Source organism: Desulfurococcus sp. (genome assembly GCA_026626905.1).
Lineage (GTDB): Archaea > Thermoproteota > Thermoprotei_A > Sulfolobales > Desulfurococcaceae > Desulfurococcus.
In genome coordinates, this window is the sequence record JAPNUX010000006.1 from 1 (window position 1) to 14,959 (window position 14,959).

Sequence of the window (14,959 nt, forward strand, 5' to 3'; positions counted from 1 at the left end):
TTTGTTAATGGTGAAAGCTCCTACTATCTATCCATTAACAGGGGTAAGAAGAGTATTGTAGTCGACTTGAAGAGGGAGGAGGGTAGAGAGATCATATATAGGCTGGTTGAGAAGAGTGATGTAGTTGTAGAGAACTTTAGACCCGGCGTGCCGGAGAAGCTGGGGGTAGACTATGAGAGCCTCGTTAAAGTAAACCCTAGAGTAGTCTACGCTAGTATAAAAGGGTTTAGACAGGGGAGTAGATACCAGTTTAAGCCTGCATACGATCTCGTGATTCAAGGTATGAGCGGGCTCATGGCTTCCACCGGGGAGGAGGGGCGTCCACCCGTCAGAGTTAGCTTCGCGCTCTTCGATGTTATAACAGGTCTTCTTCTTACAACATATATTCTAAGCGCTCTCTACGCTGGGAGAAGACCTGTTAAAATAGAGGTACCTATGTATGATGCAGCATTATTCTCAATGTGCTACGTGCCAGTTATGTACTTGACGACTGGGAGGAAGCCTAGGAGGATGGGTCACGCCCACCCCTCCATGGTACCCTACCAGGCTTTCAGGGATAGAGATGGAAGATGGTTTATTGTAGCAGCCGCCAACGATAGATTATGGCAACTCCTCTGCCAGGCTCTAGGGAGAGAAGATCTCGCCAGCTACCCCCGCTTTAAGACTAATGCTGATAGAGTAGTAAATAGAGATGAACTAGTAGGAATACTCCAGGAAATCTTCGAGAAGGATACGAGAGATAACTGGCTTAGGAAACTTGAGGAGGCTGGAGTCCCAGCTGCACCTGTCTACGAGCTGGATGAGGTCTTCAAAGACCCCTACGTCATCGAGGAAGGCTTAGTCTACAGAGTTAAACACTCAGTGCTAGGCGAGATCCCCCAGCTCTCCGAGCCAGGGCGCTTTAATGATGTAAGGTATAACTCCCCGATTCCTCCACCCAGGCTGGGAGAGCATACGAGAGAAGTACTCAGGGAGCTCGGGTATAGCGATGAAGATATAGCTAGGCTTAAAGAGAAGGGAGTAGTATACTATCCTGAGCCTGCTTAATTCTAGCGGTTGTTTAACCTAGACTTTCATGTCTTCCAGGATACTCCTTAACGCATCTGCAATCCTCTTACTCAATAGTCATGCTAGAAGCCTGGAAACAGCTCGGTTGCACTGCCTTATCAAGAGCGATTGAAAACTAGGGTTGAGGAAATTAAGTCTACCCACTACTGCTTCTTGCAAGAGGATCACCAATAAGGCTATCACGATTCCCTGTAGGTGGTGGGACTCTATTGCTTACATGGTAAGCGTGACGTGGGCAGATATCTACACAGTGATAGCAGAAAATGCATTGATCATAGTGTATGACAGGGTACTTACGTGGCTTCTCTCCAGCCTGGGCTGGAAGAGTCTTCATTATTATAGCTCCTGGAGGGCATTCTATAGCGCAAAGACTACAGCCTATACATGCCCCAATATCCACTATGTGGAGGCCTCGATAGCTGTCACTAGGTGTAGGCTCCGTTTTCACCCCGTATTCAACGGTCACAGGCTTGCATGCTAGATTTGAGAGGAGGTCGCGAAGTAGGAGGAGTACCCGTGGCATACCCATGTCACCTCTGTATCTTTCTTGCTGCCATTTGTGCTATCCTACGTATACTTTCCACGCGCTCGCATCCTGTACGCTTATCAACAATTATCATTCTCTCCATACAAGATATACAGGGATCGAAGCTAGCTAATATTACTGGAATGTCTGCAAGCGTCGCGGCATTGTACGCTACGAGACTATTCAGTATATTAGGGAAGCTCGGTGTCCTTATTTTCACTCGGTAGGGTTTAGCACCACCACGGCTTACTACATGGTATAGTAGCTCGCCTCTAGGCGCCTCTACTCTGGATATAGCTTCTCCCTCACGGAAGCTGCGTGGTAGAACTTTTAACCCCATTATGGAGCCGCTGGGTAGCTTCTCTAACACCTGGTGTATAATGCTTATAGACTCTAACATCTCTTCGAACCGGACTATTACGCGGGCTAGAGAATCGCCCTCTCTCCTTACCGGAATGTTGAAGTCTAGTTCATCATACAACGCGTAGGGGTTATCGCGCCGTACATCAATGTTAACTCCGGAGCCGCGGGCTACAGGGCCTACAAGCCCGTGACTTACAGCATCTTTATAGGGGATGACGCCTACGCCCTCCAAGCGGCTTCGTATAAGCGTGTCTGAGGTGTACACCTCCATGTAGTACTTTATACGTTGCTCTAGGAAGTTCATTACATGCTTAATTTTCTCAGCTGTCTCGGGATTTATGTCGCGGCGGACACCACCTGGCTGCACGTAGTCGGCTATTACTCTATTCCCAGTCAGTAACTCCTTCAACTGCATAACTTTTTCACGATCCCTCATTATCACCATAAAGAGGCTCTCAAACCCCATTATCTCTGCAAGTACTGCTGCAAGCAGCATGTGGCTGTGAAGCCTTTCGAGTTCAAGGGCGAGGACACGGAGGGCTCGGGCTCGGGGTGGAGGCTCTATTCCCTGTATCTCCTCGAGAGCCTGAGTGTAGCATGTCGAGTGGGAGATATTACAGATACCGAAGACCCGTGTCACAAGATAAAGTGTTTTAAGGAATGTATTGTTCTCAGCTAGCTTCTCTATACCACGGTGGTTGTAGCCTGTAGCAACATCTACTCCCACGACATCCTCGCCATCAACATGAACTCGGAGCATTATAGGCTCGTGTAGAGCTGGATGCTGAGGTCCCACTGAGACCTCTATAATGGGCATGAGCCTTGACCCTCCTTCCAGTCCTTGCGGAGAGGGTATCCAGCTATATCAGGTGGCGTGAAAATCCGGCGGAGATCCTGGTTGCCTTCGAACACCACACCCATCAGGTCGAAGACCTCCTTCTCGTAGGCTGATGCACCGGGGAGAATGCTAGTAATGCTTGGAATACGGGGGTCTGATCGGGGTACTCGTGTCTTAAGTACTGCAATGGTCTTCTCTGGTATAACATAGAAGATATAGTCTAATTCTATGTAGTTCTCCTCAGGGAGGTCTATTGCCGTTATAGCTGATATGTACATGTCACCTGAGTATGCCTCTACAAGGCTCTTAACAGCTTCTGGCATAGCCCGTGGATCCGTGATTCTCGCCTCGAGGCGGTGGGGTTTAATCTCGGTGAATACTATTTTCCGGCCATTAACCCCTAGTAACTTTTGCGTCAAGCATCTTCAACCTCCTTTCTAACCTTCTTGAGGAGCTCGGTGATGCCTTGAACTATAGTGTCCGGGCGTGGAGGGCAGCCTGGAATGTAGAGGTCAACTGGAACTACCTTATCCACTCCTCCGATAACACTATAACTATTCTTGAACATGTTGCCTGAGATGGCACATGTACCTACTGCTACCACGTATTTAGGGTTTGGTGTCTGCTTATATAGCCGTTGAAGTCTTTCAGCCGCTTTCTTAGTTAAAGCACCAGTTACTATTATTACATCAGCATGGCGGGGGTTGGGGGCTAATTTTACACCAAAGCGTTCTAGATCGTAGAGGGGGGTTAAAGCGGCTACGACTTCTATATCGCAACCGTTGCACGCCCCAGTATTAAAATGCATCACCCATGGTGAGCGTGCTATCATTCTCAGAGTAAACATTGTTCTCCGTCGTCTGTTCTTCGACATCAGTATCCCCTGTTTTCTGTTCTACATTTCCACATACATTCTCATTGTATATACTGCTAGTTTTATATAAGATAAGTTTTTATATAAGTGACTACTCGGCTCACGAGATTAGTAATTCTATGATAAGTGCTGGAGCTGCACCCAGGATTATAGAGATTATTGATAGAGCGATTAGTGGCATTAAGATCCTAATGGGCGGTTCCCTTGGCGGCGGCTTAGGGATAGTTATTTCGGGATGCCAGAAGATATTATGCCAGAATCGTAGAGCGTAAGCTGTGGAGGCGATCATGGCTAGAGCGAGCACAACTAAAATCTTAACACCCATTTTACCTCCTATACCTAGTGCAACTAGTAGCTCGCCGGGGAATAAGGCGAAAGGTGGCAGACCTGCCAGGCTCATGGCTGCTGTGAAGGCTGTGAAAGCTGTGAGAGGCATGTTGTAAGCGAAGAGGCCCATGCGTCTTATGTCATTCGTGCCGGCTCGATCCTTGAGTACGTCAGTGAGCAGGAAGAAAAGCGCTTTTACAATGCCGTTAGCGATTGCAAGTAGTATGCCTCCAGCTAGAGCTAGGCGATCCAATACAACTAGGCCAGCGTATACTACCCCCATATGGCTGACACTGCTGTAGGATACTATGAGGTCGAGCTTGTTTGAGGCTAGAGCGCGCAGAGCACCAATGAGGGCTGAAACCACCCCTAGCCAGGCTGCAATGCTCTGGATACCGGTTAGAGCCTGTGGCCAGGTAAGATCTACTATGAATCTGTACATTCCGTAAGCCCCGATGTTTGTAACTACTCCAGCAATAATACCGGCTACGGATGAGGGTATAGCGGTGTAGGTCACGGGTACCCATGTGTGGAAGGGAAAGATGCCGAGTTTTATAGCGAAAGCTGTAAGAGCTAGTGCTAGTGCTAAGCCTGCTAGCCTAGCTGGAACGATTGCACCGAACACGGTTATACCCGAGGATAAGAGGAGGGATATTGATACCAAGAGCAGTAGCGAGCCTGCATGCATGTACACGAAGAACACTAGTGCTCTCCTCGGCTCCCATAACCATACAATTACAGTGGCGAGCAGTAAGGTGATCTCCCAGAACACATAAAATAATAGAAGGCTGAAAGAGTAGACGAGTCCTATCACTACTGCATGAAGCCCCACTACAACTGGCTGGAGTGCACCCTTTCTCAGCTTAGTCTCCCAGCTGTAAACTAGAACTGCGGTGATAACTACGCTTGAAAGTATTGCAAAGAGCTTAGATACAAGATCTATTCCTAAGCAGAGTGGAATAGAATCAAGCCAGGGAACGCATGCAGGTCCATCGCTTGCAGTGAGGGTAACTAGCGTCGAGATTACCACTGTAGCAAATACTATTGAAGTAACCGAAAAAACTGAGGCAACAACACCTAGGCAAGCGGTAATCATTGAGACCAGGAACGCTACTTCAATTTCAACCAATATTTATCACCTCGAGAACATCGATTACTTGAGGCCAGATACCGAGTACGAAAACCAGGACTGCATAGATGACAAGCGGGATTGATTCGAGACTACTGTTCTTCTTAACCTTAAAGCTACTTGAAAGCATGTAACGTATTATATAGGATGCTGCTACGAGGAAGAATGCTATGGTAGCGAGTGCTATCCAGATGCAGCCTGCCGATATAATTGTCATAAGCATAATTAGCTTCGCAGCAAACCCATAGAGCGGTGGTATACCTGCCATGCTGAGAAGCCCTACTACCTCAGCTATCTTACCGCATGGAGTATCCTGGTAGTACTGTGAGGCTACGACTAACGCTACTGACATGCTGCTCGCAGTCACAAGGTAGACTATTGGGGTTAGAGTACTCCTACCTGCGAGAGCTAGTGCAAGTGCCAGTATAACCTTGTAGCCTGCCCCGCCTACGATGCTGTATCCCAGCATGCGACGCACACCATTCTGGGCAAGAGCGGAAAACTCGCCAATAAACATGCTTGCTACTGCCATCACGAGCATAATCAGTGTTATGCTGGTAGCGGTCCCCACACTAGCTATTAGGTGTAGCAATTTCAGTGTCACTGAAGCGTCAAGGAGAAGTAATGCTACTGCCACACTGAGCAGGCCAGCTCCTTCCACAACGTCGGGAAGCCACATGTAGAATGGGGCGAGTCCTGCTTCAAGCGAGAGGCCTGCAACCAGGAATACTAGGCCAAGGAGTAGGTTGGTGTGAGAGTTGAGGATGTTCACGTTGCTATCCAGCTCGCTGAAATCGTGTATCCCGTTATTGTAAAAGAGGGCAGCAGCAAGAACAATAAACGCTACACCGAGCATTGAAGAGTAGAAGTACTTAATTGCTGCCTCGGTTGCACGGTCTTCTCCTACACTGTAGAGAGCTGCTAGTGCTACTGCAGCTGTCTCCAGGCCAACGATGAGTGTTATAAAGCTCTCTGAGTAGAGTACTAGGAGGCTTCCAGCAGACATCAAGATGAGTAGCGGGCCATTCCTGCGATCAATATCTCTTATGAAGCTTAGAAGCACTAGTAGCTCCAAAGTTAGCAGGAGGATACCGGCAGCCTTATACCCCTCTACTACTTGCACTAAACCTAACCCCTCATAGCTGTATACGCTACCCCTAGGCAGTATTACCGTGAATATAAGCATCGCTGTAATACCGCTTAGAGTGACTACGCGTGAAGCTCTCTCAGGCAGTACTGCTGCTAGGGCTACTATAGTAAGTATAATTCCCACGTAGTCTACCAATTGCAGTACCACCATAGCTATCCACCCACACTTATTAAAACTGTTATTACGAGCATGATGAGCCCAATTAGGTAAACAGTATAGTAGTAGCTGAGCTTACCTAGATGCATACCGCTTAAGATTCTCCCCAGCTGAAGCGAGAATCGAGCTAGTGAAGAAACCAGGATATCCACTGCTCTTATAAGCTTCCTAGCCAGTAACCTTGATGCGGAGAAGAGAGTGGGTGCGAGCAGCTTCATATAGACGCGGTCTACATAGAATCCTTCGAAAACCATGTGCTGGAGGCCTGCTGGAATACCGAGTCTCAGCTTACCTGAATACAGGAGAAAGCTTGCGAGAAGACCAACTAGAACAGCAGTAATGCTAGCAGCAACAGCCTTGATACCTGGCTCGGTCACCGGGAGCCTTAACTCTAAGAGTAGAGGAGAAATGAAGCATAACGCAACAAGTATAAGTAGTGGTAGAGACATTGCTAGAGGGATCCTCCTGACCGCGATGTTCTTGTGCCTTGACTCAGCAAATACAAGGTAGTAGACTAGTTTAGTTGAGTAGAAGGCTGTGACAATAGATGCTGCTAGTAGTATGAGTGCTATAAGGATATTGTAATGGAGAACGGCGTCTATCACGGCTTCCTTGCTCCATGCCCCATTAAAGGGTGGTACACCAGCTAATGCTGCTGCTCCCACTATAAGGCTTGCTGCTAGCAGCTTGCTTCTGCGGGCAGTACCAGCAATATAATGTATATCCCTAGCCTTCTCAGGCCCGAAGAGATGCTCATGCTCATGTATTAAGACTCCTACCGCAAGGAAGAGTAGCGCTTTGAACACTGCATGACTTGCCACGTGTTCGAGTGCTGCAGTAAGCCCCTGGGATCCTATAGCCGCGATCATGAAGCCCAGCTGACTCATTGTTGAGTAAGCTAGTAGTCTTTTAACATCGCGTTGAGCGGCTGCAGATAAAGCTGCATAGAGAGCTGTAGCAGCCCCTATCCCCGAAGATAACTGTATCACGCTGATTGGCAAAGTCCCTCCACTGGATAAAGCCAGTACTGTTATTCTTAAAAGCAGGTAGATGCCTGCCTTAACCATTGTTGCAGCATGTATTAATGCAGAGACTGGTGTAGGGCCTTCCATAGCGTCGGGAAGCCAGATGTGAAGTGGTAGCTGAGCACTTTTAGCGATAACCCCTACAAGGAGAAGTAGCAGGGGGAGCTGCAAGGCCTGGAACCCGGTTCTTATAAGTGAGGGATATTCAAGTGAGCCTACAGTCAGGTATGCGTAGACTATGCCCACTAGGAAGGCTACATCACCCACCCGCGTGGTTATAAGTGCCTTGATACCGGCCCTAGAGGCCCGTGGTGAGTAGTAGTGGTGAGCTATAAGGGTAAAGCTGCAAAGCCCCACAATCTCCCAGAAAATATATAGCTCTAGTAGCCCGCCAGTAAGCACTAGTCCCTCCATAGAGCCTATGAAGAGCGTGATCAAGCTATAGTACCTGGTGTAGCCGGGAGAATCCTCCATATAGCTGTAAGAGTATATGATAACTAATAAACCTATAAGCCCAACCACAATAGAGAAGAAGGCAGACAATGTATCAATATAAAGGGAGAGGCCCACGGGGACGCCGGGCACGAGTGGTATACGAGGTCCCTCAACGTAGATAGTGCCTGCCGGGACCACATAAATGATACATGAGGCTATAAAAGTGATCAGGCTAGAGGCTAGGGCAAGAACCCATGAAACCTTACGGTTAAATAGCCGGCCTGCTACAGCTACTAGGGAAGATGCAGCTAATGGTACTAGGATTGCCGTGTAACCTGCCATAACCAGGTTAAACATCACGGGGATCACTTCTTCAACTTATTTAGTTCATCCACGCTTTGAGAACAATATCTTCTAGAAGCCTTAAGAGCTAGAGCCGCTGCCACGGCTACGGTACTCGTGTCCACCACCACTACGAGGATGAAGAAGCCTAGGCTACCACCCCATAAAACGAGAGATACCGCTGATGATGCTAATACAAGCTCCAACCCTACGAGTATGCGTAGAAAGCTGGAGTCTCGCGTAATGATTACAAGGCCTGACAACATTAACGTAGCTACAACTAGCGAGTAAGCTAGGTTAGCTTCCACCGCTACTCTCCTCCATGAGAAGTTTCAACGCTAGAAGAGCTGCTGCAAGTGGTAGGGAAGCCATAGCTATAGCTAGTGGAACCCACTTCTCGTAATGGACAACCTGCGACTCAAGACGAGAACCTATGTATAGGAACACCATGAACAAGAGGAGTGCACTAATAGCACCAAGGCCTGGTAGAACGCTGAGCTTTCTTCCCCGAAGCTCCGGGATCAAGAAGCCTGCAGCAGCAAGAAATCCACTGGCAAGCGAGAGCTGAACTACAGCTGCTAGTGGTTCCCCCATCTCGAGGAAGAGAAAGGCAATGACTACTAGAGTCATAGTGGATGAGAATAGAGCTCTTTCATCTTCACTTGTTAACGCGGCATAGAGCCCACCTAATGTAGTGGCAGCCGCGAGTAGTAGTGCTATACCACTCACAACTGACCACCTCATATAATCAAAGCTATAGTTGCAAGAAAAAGTGAGACTGGCACGAGTATACCCCAGGAAAATCTCCCTATATCCACCAGCCGTATCCTTGGAGAAGCAGCTGATATAAGAGCAATTAAGATGGCTATGATTATCCCTGATACAAGAAGGAGGAGGAAACCGGGGAATCCGCTTAAAGGAGGCGCGATGAATAGTGAAGCGTAATAGAAGATGGCAGTAGCGAATTGCACTCTATGAGTGAGATGTGCGAAGGCTAGCCGGCGTCCGCTGAAATCTGCTACAATACCACCAGCCACTTCTGTCTTGGCCTCTGCTATATCGAAAGGTCCTTTTCCGCTCTCAAAGAGCAGTAGGAGGAAACCGAGTACCAGCCCAGCTAACCAGACCGGTATGAGCATGGGCTTGGATGCTAGGCTACTCCAAAGCTGTAGCCGTATCTCAGCTATCTCAAGCGAGCCTGTGATAGCGTAAGGGATCGCCAGCAATGATACGAAGGCTACTTCATAACTTGCTAGCAGTCCAAGGAGACGGAGACCACCAACTATGTTGAAGGGGCTGTGGGTCGAATAAGATGCCATGTAGAGAAGACCTGTGGATAAAACTAGAGAAGCGGGAACAAGGATTGCATCACCCTGAAAGTCAAGTTCGGTAACCCCGCTCCAGGGCACGTAAAGTGCTGCGAAGACTGCAAGACTAAGACTTGCGATGAGCAGGGCTGGTACTATTGGGTCTTGACCTCTAGGTGGTAGATCCTCCTTACCGAGTAGCTTGATTACATCGAAAAAAGGTTGCAGGAACCCTCTAAGCCCGGTGTAAGCAGGCCCCATCCTACTCTGGAGTCTTGCAACAAATTTCCGCTCAATACCTTCAATTAAAAGCGCAAGCAGTGCTATGAACATTAACCCAGGATATATTATGGATTCTACTATGAGCTCGGGGGGGTTCATCCGTGTTCAGACCTCTTCTTAACACGAATTGAGCTAAAAGCTACTATGAAGAGGAAAACACCAGCTGTTACAAGAAGAAGTACCGCTATACCACCAGAGACGAACACTACTATAGGGACAGACTCAGTTGATGCAAATAGAAGGAGGAGCCAAGGATACGGTGAAGAAGCTCTGACTACGGGTTCAGTTTTCTCTCCACACATGTAGGGGTCTATAGCATTATCTTCATTTCTTGAAGGCGGGGCTAGACTCCTTGATACAACATAGAGACTGCTAACTGCAATCACTACGGACACAAGTGCCAGTATAGGTGTAATCATGGCTCAGCACCAGGCAGGGCTCTTTAATCTTGATTCTCATTCTCCTCGTTCCCGGCTCCCAGGTAGTCTATACTAGGGTAGCTGCTTTTAAAAACATCAAGTTCTAAAGCGAAGAGTGAAGTCTCCTAGGAACTTGCATGCAAGAAGTAGAGGTAAAAGCGGTGAACTAGTCTTTCAAGGAGGCTTACTCCATATCTAAAGATTTACATTTTAGAGTAGCATCATTGATCATTATCGCTGAGATTATAACACCTAACGTTCATAGTTTGTTGAACTTTTACTAGGATATTCAAACGAATACAAGTAGGAAGGTAAATGTCCGAGAATCTCTGCACAATTAAGCGTAATGAAAGTCTCTTACAACCACTTATAGCTAGCGCTATAAATAGACCTCCCTATATACTGTGGTATAGAAGACGTAGAAAACCATGAAATACCCAAGCAACCATCAGGCCCTAATGGTGAAATTATGCCTGTAGCTAAGATAGGAGTGGGTGTTAAAGGTGTTACAGCAGACCATCCGCTGGCAGTTAAAGCTGGATTAGAAGTGCTCGAGGAGGGTGGTAACGCCTTTGATGCCGCTATAGCGGTTAGTGCTGTGCTATCAGTTGTTCAACCTCAAATGGGGGGTCCGGGAGGCGATGGCTTCCTCCTAGGTTTCATCGGGGATCAAGTGGTAGCGTACGCTTCATCCGGTCGATCCCCCAGTGGCTTTAATGCTGATAAATTCATTGAGGAGAAGCCTGTAAGAGGGCCTTTAACTGTGACAGTCCCTGGGCTAGTGTACCTCTGGGGTATTATAAACGAGGAGTACGGATCAATGGATCTATCAATCCTCCTCCGTCCAGCAATATCGCTAGCCTATAATGGCTTCCACGCCGGCTACACGCTAGCCGAGTCTGTTAAAGCCGTGGAAAAAGAGCTCTCAAGCTACAAGTGGGCTGACTACTATAAAGGGGTTAGACTAGGAGGCAGGGTAGTTAATAAGGATATGGCTAGAACCCTCCGGCTGATTGCTTCAAGAGGCTGGGAGGAGTTCTACCAGGGGGATCTCGCTGAGAGTATTGTAAGTGAACTACAGGAGCAGGGGGTTGATATCGGATTAGAGGATTTAATGGATCACTCGGGCTTTAAGACCACTCCCCTCAAGCTTGAGGTCGACGGCCGCATTCACTATGAACTGCCACCTAACACGCAGGGGGCTTCAACACTCCAGTTGATCAGTGCGTTATATGAGGAGGAGTTGAGTAAGCTTGATTTCAACGATCCTGAGCGCATTGAGGCCTGGAGCAAACCGGTTAGCGACGTATACTTGTTCAGGGACCTGTACTTAGGAGACCCTGACTACATGACCATAGATGTTGAAAGCTATCTAACGTACAGTAGCGTGAAGAGGGCGTTGAAAGACGTGAGCAGCATGCAATCAGAGGTTAATACAGGTGATACAACATTCTTCATAGTATCAGATGGAGAATCAGTAATCGGGTTCATCCAGAGCCTCTTCTACCCCTTCGGCTCAGGCCTTATAGCGCAAGGGTTCCCAGTTCAGAATAGAGGTATAGGCTTTGCTAGAAGCAGAGGACTCCCCAACTCCCCTGCACCACGGAAACTCCCACTCCACACGCTCTCAGTACTAGGCGTTGTAGACGACAGGAGGAAGTATATAATCGGCTGTGTTGGAGGAGACTATAGACCCCAGCTCCACTTGAGGGTCTATGAGAATATATTCGTCTACAACATGAATCTAGTTGACGCTGTGAAAGCCCCACGCTTCATATACACGGAACTCTATAACACTCAGAAAGTTGTTGTAGAGGAGCCGTTGAAGCCGCCTGGTAAAGTAAATACAAGTCTAGTAGGCTATCTCTCCAGCCATGGACATGTCCATGTAGCAGTAGTAGATGAAGATAGAGTTATACTAGTGAACGATCCACGCAGCGAAGGGGTAGCTATAGCTCTCTAGTCACCTAAGAAACCTGACTGTAGCGCCTTTATTTAGAGGTCTAGCAGCGAAAACCCTCCACCCCGGCCTGCTGACTTTTTCCACGATACGCTCTGCTTCTTCGTATCCGTAGACAACCCCGTAGACAGTAGGCCCCCACGAGCTCTGCCCTACACCCTCAACTCCAGCTTCTCTTAAAGCTTTAATAGCTTCAGCTGAGCTCGCTGAAAAAACTCCCCCCTGGTAGCTTGAAAACATTTCTCCAACAGTCTCCTGGAGGAGGCGGAGGGTTCTAGAAAACGAATTGAAATCCCTGTCAGCCACTGATGCTGAAAGCTCAAGCATGTAGTATGCAGCCTTCTGAACTAACTCTAATGGTACTTTAACTTCCTCCTTGAAGACTTGATCCTCGAGCTTCTCGTCGAGGCCTCCTCCAGGAGGAGTGACCACAATGAAAGCCCATTCTTCGGGGAATTCAAGCCTAGTTATAAGACGAGGGAATACTGTGGACCCCCCTCGACCAGCATCCATGACAAAGCCGCCGTGCTTAAATACGTATGTTCCTACACCAGAGTACTTACCTAGCTCGAGCTCCCTGGCTGCTTCAACTAGATCTACTTCAAGATTATTCACAAGAGATAATCCGTATGCAGCTGCTAGTAGTAGCTGTGTCGTAGAACCTAAACCAATATGCTTAGGTATGCACTCTACGATCCTAACAGTACCCTTCAAGCCATGCCTTCTCGCGAAACCCGATATCCTCGAGGAGACTTCGCTGGCTCTACAGCCCTCGACTACTAGTGTATCGTCTTCCTCAACTATTACGGTATTGTTTGGTCTAGCTATAGCTACGCCAGCCGAGATGTATAATCTCAGCTCTCTCGCGAAAGGGTTCACCATGCCGAAGTGCAGCCGTGAGGGTGTTACAATCTCTACTGCTCTAGCCAACTCTCAATCAACTCCCTTAAATCCCTAAGCAGATTCATGTAGCTGGAATCCCTACAGGTCTTTAAAGCTGTTGTAGTAGAAGACTCTACTCCTCTTAATACTTCAGTGCGTTCACTACTCGTGAGGTTTCTCCAAGCCTTTACCTTAGATGCATATATAATCAATTCTATCAGAGAACTATAGCACCTCGTATAGGGTTCCAGTGTTTCCAGCTGGTTGACTCTCTCCTCGAGGACTTCATACCTGAATAAACTGTAGTCTTCGTGATCCTCAATATCCTTAAGCTTCAGAACTAGGTGCGCTTCAGCATTCTTGAGGTATACTAGACCTCTCACTTCATCCACTATGAAGTCCTCTAGACTTAAACCTCCTGTCTCAGCTTTAAAAGCAGCTTTGAAGAATACAGCTGGATCTCTTGTAATGTTTAAGACAGGGTTAAGGGTTTTCTCTAAGAGCTCGTGTGTTCTATAGCCCTTGTAAAATCTTACTACTAGCTTGTCATCATTGATCTGGAAGCCTACTGGAGTAGCGTAAGGATGTCCCTGGTCTAGCATGGATATTATTGCCTCATAGACTATACCCCTTTTAATAACCACTCTTACTCCACCACTCCATGTTGAATGCTCTTCCATCCACCACCCTCCTCAACCTAGTATACATTAAGCCAAGCCTTGAGTACTTGAAGCCTGGATGTAGTATGTAGTCTAGTGCAGTACCTCTAGCTCTCCTAATACCCACATGCTCCACGAGGTGCTTGAATACTCCTCCAGCCAAGCCGTCTGCGACGACAGCATACCCCTGAGCTGTCTCTTTAACTATGGATGCACCCGGCAGCCCCTTCATTACTCTGATAGGTGCTATATCTCCCAGTTTATCTTCAAGGTAGTCTCTTACAACTGGGTTCCTTGAAATCCTCCCAGATAGAAGTATCTCTTGGATGCCACCTACCACTGGTATCATAGAGTAGACTGTTTTAACAATAGACTCCATCATCGCTTCAAAACATACACCAGCATAGATATCAGTGTCGACTCTACTAAACCATTCATCCGGGGTCAGGGAACCCGTGATCAAGCTGCACCCAGTTGAGAAGACATCCATCTTTCTGATAACGCCTACAGCTTGAGCTACCTCTAAATCCATTGAGCCTGATGTAAGGAATGCTGGACCCGGCATTAGAGTCCCGCCTACCCCATCAACTACTAGCCCATTTCTAACAGCTACTACAGCATTATAGCCGAAGCCCATTTCAACGTGAATATAGCTTACTTTCTCGTATGGTAGATTGTGCTCGCTTGAAACCTCGTGGATTCCAAGTACAACTACTGCTAGCTTATCCGCTGTACCCATATCGATTTTATTCAGCTTCCTGTGTAATGGTACTGTATCAAGGTTTACCACGGATGGAATGAACACTCCTTTAACCTTCATTCGTTTCAACTCGACTATCATTTTAGCCATAGCATCATAAATGAAGGCTCCCGTAGAATTCCTCTTTAATCCCTCCTCAATGTCTTCTCTTGTTGATGCCAGTATGAAAGTATAGTACCAGTCAGCTAGTAGTGATTCATCTATGTCGTCCAGGCTGGTTACTCCAACACCATAACCTGATGGGAGAGCTATTAGATCCACGTGCTCAAACTCCTCTATAAGCTTGACAACTCTTCCTGGATCTCTACTAGCAGCTGAAGCCTCAATTGATCTCTCAAAACATATTTTTCCATCACAGAGGCCGCATAAATCTATACTCTTAGACCCTGGGTCTATGCCGAGTACCCTCACCATTGGGTCTACCCTCCGAGATTTAGAGTCCACTTGAGTGCAAAAA

16 protein-coding genes are annotated in these 14,959 nt (G+C 47.5%); 2 read left to right on the forward strand and 14 right to left on the reverse strand.

All coding sequences use genetic code 11. The features are described 5' to 3' along the window. On the forward strand, window positions 1-1,047 hold a 1,047-nt coding region (locus tag OWQ48_05070; protein MCY0868580.1), incomplete at its 5' end, for a CaiB/BaiF CoA-transferase family protein. A gap of 157 nt (window positions 1,048-1,204) precedes the next feature. On the opposite strand, the gene OWQ48_05075 is transcribed toward OWQ48_05070, so the two are convergent. From OWQ48_05075 to OWQ48_05125, 11 genes are all read right to left on the reverse strand, one after another. Next, on the reverse strand, window positions 1,205-1,591 hold the full coding sequence (locus OWQ48_05075) for a 4Fe-4S binding protein (GenBank protein ID MCY0868581.1): 387 nt from the start codon (window positions 1,589-1,591) through the stop codon (window positions 1,205-1,207). A gap of 7 nt (window positions 1,592-1,598) precedes the next feature. Then, complete coding sequence (locus OWQ48_05080) at window positions 1,599-2,774, reverse strand: nickel-dependent hydrogenase large subunit (GenBank protein ID MCY0868582.1); 1,176 nt, start codon at window positions 2,772-2,774, stop codon at window positions 1,599-1,601. Further along, a complete protein-coding gene (locus tag OWQ48_05085) occupies window positions 2,762-3,214 on the reverse strand; it encodes an NADH-quinone oxidoreductase subunit C (GenBank protein MCY0868583.1) in 453 nt (150 codons plus the stop codon). The genes OWQ48_05080 and OWQ48_05085 overlap by 13 nt, the downstream gene beginning before the upstream one ends. Further along, complete coding sequence (locus tag OWQ48_05090; GenBank protein ID MCY0868584.1) at window positions 3,211-3,669, reverse strand: NADH-quinone oxidoreductase subunit B family protein; 459 nt, start codon at window positions 3,667-3,669, stop codon at window positions 3,211-3,213. The genes OWQ48_05085 and OWQ48_05090 overlap by 4 nt, the downstream gene beginning before the upstream one ends. Window positions 3,670-3,769: 100 nt before the next feature. After that, entirely contained in the window at window positions 3,770-5,125 is a 1,356-nt protein-coding gene (locus tag OWQ48_05095; protein MCY0868585.1) for a proton-conducting transporter membrane subunit, read from the reverse strand. After that, a complete protein-coding gene (locus OWQ48_05100; GenBank protein MCY0868586.1) occupies window positions 5,118-6,425 on the reverse strand; it encodes a proton-conducting transporter membrane subunit in 1,308 nt (435 codons plus the stop codon). Before OWQ48_05100 ends, OWQ48_05095 begins: the two co-directional genes overlap by 8 nt. A 2-nt stretch (window positions 6,426-6,427) precedes the next feature. Beyond that, a complete protein-coding gene (locus tag OWQ48_05105) occupies window positions 6,428-8,233 on the reverse strand; it encodes a proton-conducting transporter membrane subunit (GenBank protein ID MCY0868587.1) in 1,806 nt (601 codons plus the stop codon). A 23-nt stretch (window positions 8,234-8,256) separates the two neighbouring features. Beyond that, window positions 8,257-8,541 (reverse strand): hypothetical protein, encoded by a 285-nt coding sequence (locus tag OWQ48_05110; GenBank protein ID MCY0868588.1) that lies wholly within the window; start codon window positions 8,539-8,541, stop codon window positions 8,257-8,259. Then, complete coding sequence (locus OWQ48_05115) at window positions 8,531-8,962, reverse strand: hypothetical protein (GenBank protein ID MCY0868589.1); 432 nt, start codon at window positions 8,960-8,962, stop codon at window positions 8,531-8,533. The genes OWQ48_05110 and OWQ48_05115 overlap by 11 nt, the downstream gene beginning before the upstream one ends. A gap of 11 nt (window positions 8,963-8,973) precedes the next feature. Then, window positions 8,974-9,921: an NADH-quinone oxidoreductase subunit H gene (locus OWQ48_05120; protein MCY0868590.1), complete on the reverse strand. Its 948-nt coding sequence runs from the start codon at window positions 9,919-9,921 to the stop codon at window positions 8,974-8,976. Next, window positions 9,918-10,241: a hypothetical protein gene (locus OWQ48_05125; protein MCY0868591.1), complete on the reverse strand. Its 324-nt coding sequence runs from the start codon at window positions 10,239-10,241 to the stop codon at window positions 9,918-9,920. Before OWQ48_05125 ends, OWQ48_05120 begins: the two co-directional genes overlap by 4 nt. Before the next feature lie 469 nt (window positions 10,242-10,710). Between OWQ48_05125 and OWQ48_05130 the strand changes: the two genes are divergently transcribed. After that, on the forward strand, window positions 10,711-12,204 hold the full coding sequence (locus OWQ48_05130; GenBank protein ID MCY0868592.1) for a gamma-glutamyltransferase: 1,494 nt from the start codon (window positions 10,711-10,713) through the stop codon (window positions 12,202-12,204). Here the strand turns inward: OWQ48_05130 and OWQ48_05135 are convergent, their stop codons facing one another. From OWQ48_05135 to OWQ48_05145, 3 genes are read right to left on the reverse strand one after another with little or no spacing between them, the layout of a single operon-like run. Then, window positions 12,205-13,131, reverse strand: a complete 927-nt coding sequence (locus tag OWQ48_05135) for a GHMP kinase (GenBank protein ID MCY0868593.1) — start codon at window positions 13,129-13,131, stop codon at window positions 12,205-12,207. Next, window positions 13,116-13,727, reverse strand: a complete 612-nt coding sequence (locus OWQ48_05140; GenBank protein ID MCY0868594.1) for a DUF447 family protein — start codon at window positions 13,725-13,727, stop codon at window positions 13,116-13,118. Before OWQ48_05140 ends, OWQ48_05135 begins: the two co-directional genes overlap by 16 nt. Continuing rightward, a complete protein-coding gene (locus OWQ48_05145) occupies window positions 13,717-14,916 on the reverse strand; it encodes a DUF1464 family protein (GenBank protein MCY0868595.1) in 1,200 nt (399 codons plus the stop codon). The genes OWQ48_05140 and OWQ48_05145 overlap by 11 nt, the downstream gene beginning before the upstream one ends. Between the last annotated feature and the right edge of the window lie 43 nt (window positions 14,917-14,959).

Excerpts from the sequence above, each read along its gene's own strand:
- OWQ48_05080 (MCY0868582.1), bottom strand. The coding sequence starts at position 2,774 with ATGCCCATTATAGAGGTCTCAGTGGGACCTCAGCATCCAGCTCTACAC.
- OWQ48_05120 (MCY0868590.1), bottom strand. The coding sequence starts at position 9,921 with ATGAACCCCCCCGAGCTCATAGTAGAATCCATAATATATCCTGGGTTA.
- OWQ48_05145 (MCY0868595.1), bottom strand. The coding sequence starts at position 14,916 with ATGGTGAGGGTACTCGGCATAGACCCAGGGTCTAAGAGTATAGATTTA.
- OWQ48_05125 (MCY0868591.1), bottom strand. The coding sequence starts at position 10,241 with ATGATTACACCTATACTGGCACTTGTGTCCGTAGTGATTGCAGTTAGC.
- OWQ48_05105 (MCY0868587.1), bottom strand. The coding sequence starts at position 8,233 with ATGGCAGGTTACACGGCAATCCTAGTACCATTAGCTGCATCTTCCCTA.
- OWQ48_05075 (MCY0868581.1), bottom strand. The coding sequence starts at position 1,591 with ATGCCACGGGTACTCCTCCTACTTCGCGACCTCCTCTCAAATCTAGCA.
- OWQ48_05130 (MCY0868592.1), top strand. The coding sequence starts at position 10,711 with ATGCCTGTAGCTAAGATAGGAGTGGGTGTTAAAGGTGTTACAGCAGAC.
- OWQ48_05090 (MCY0868584.1), bottom strand. The coding sequence starts at position 3,669 with ATGTCGAAGAACAGACGACGGAGAACAATGTTTACTCTGAGAATGATA.
- OWQ48_05100 (MCY0868586.1), bottom strand. The coding sequence starts at position 6,425 with ATGGTGGTACTGCAATTGGTAGACTACGTGGGAATTATACTTACTATA.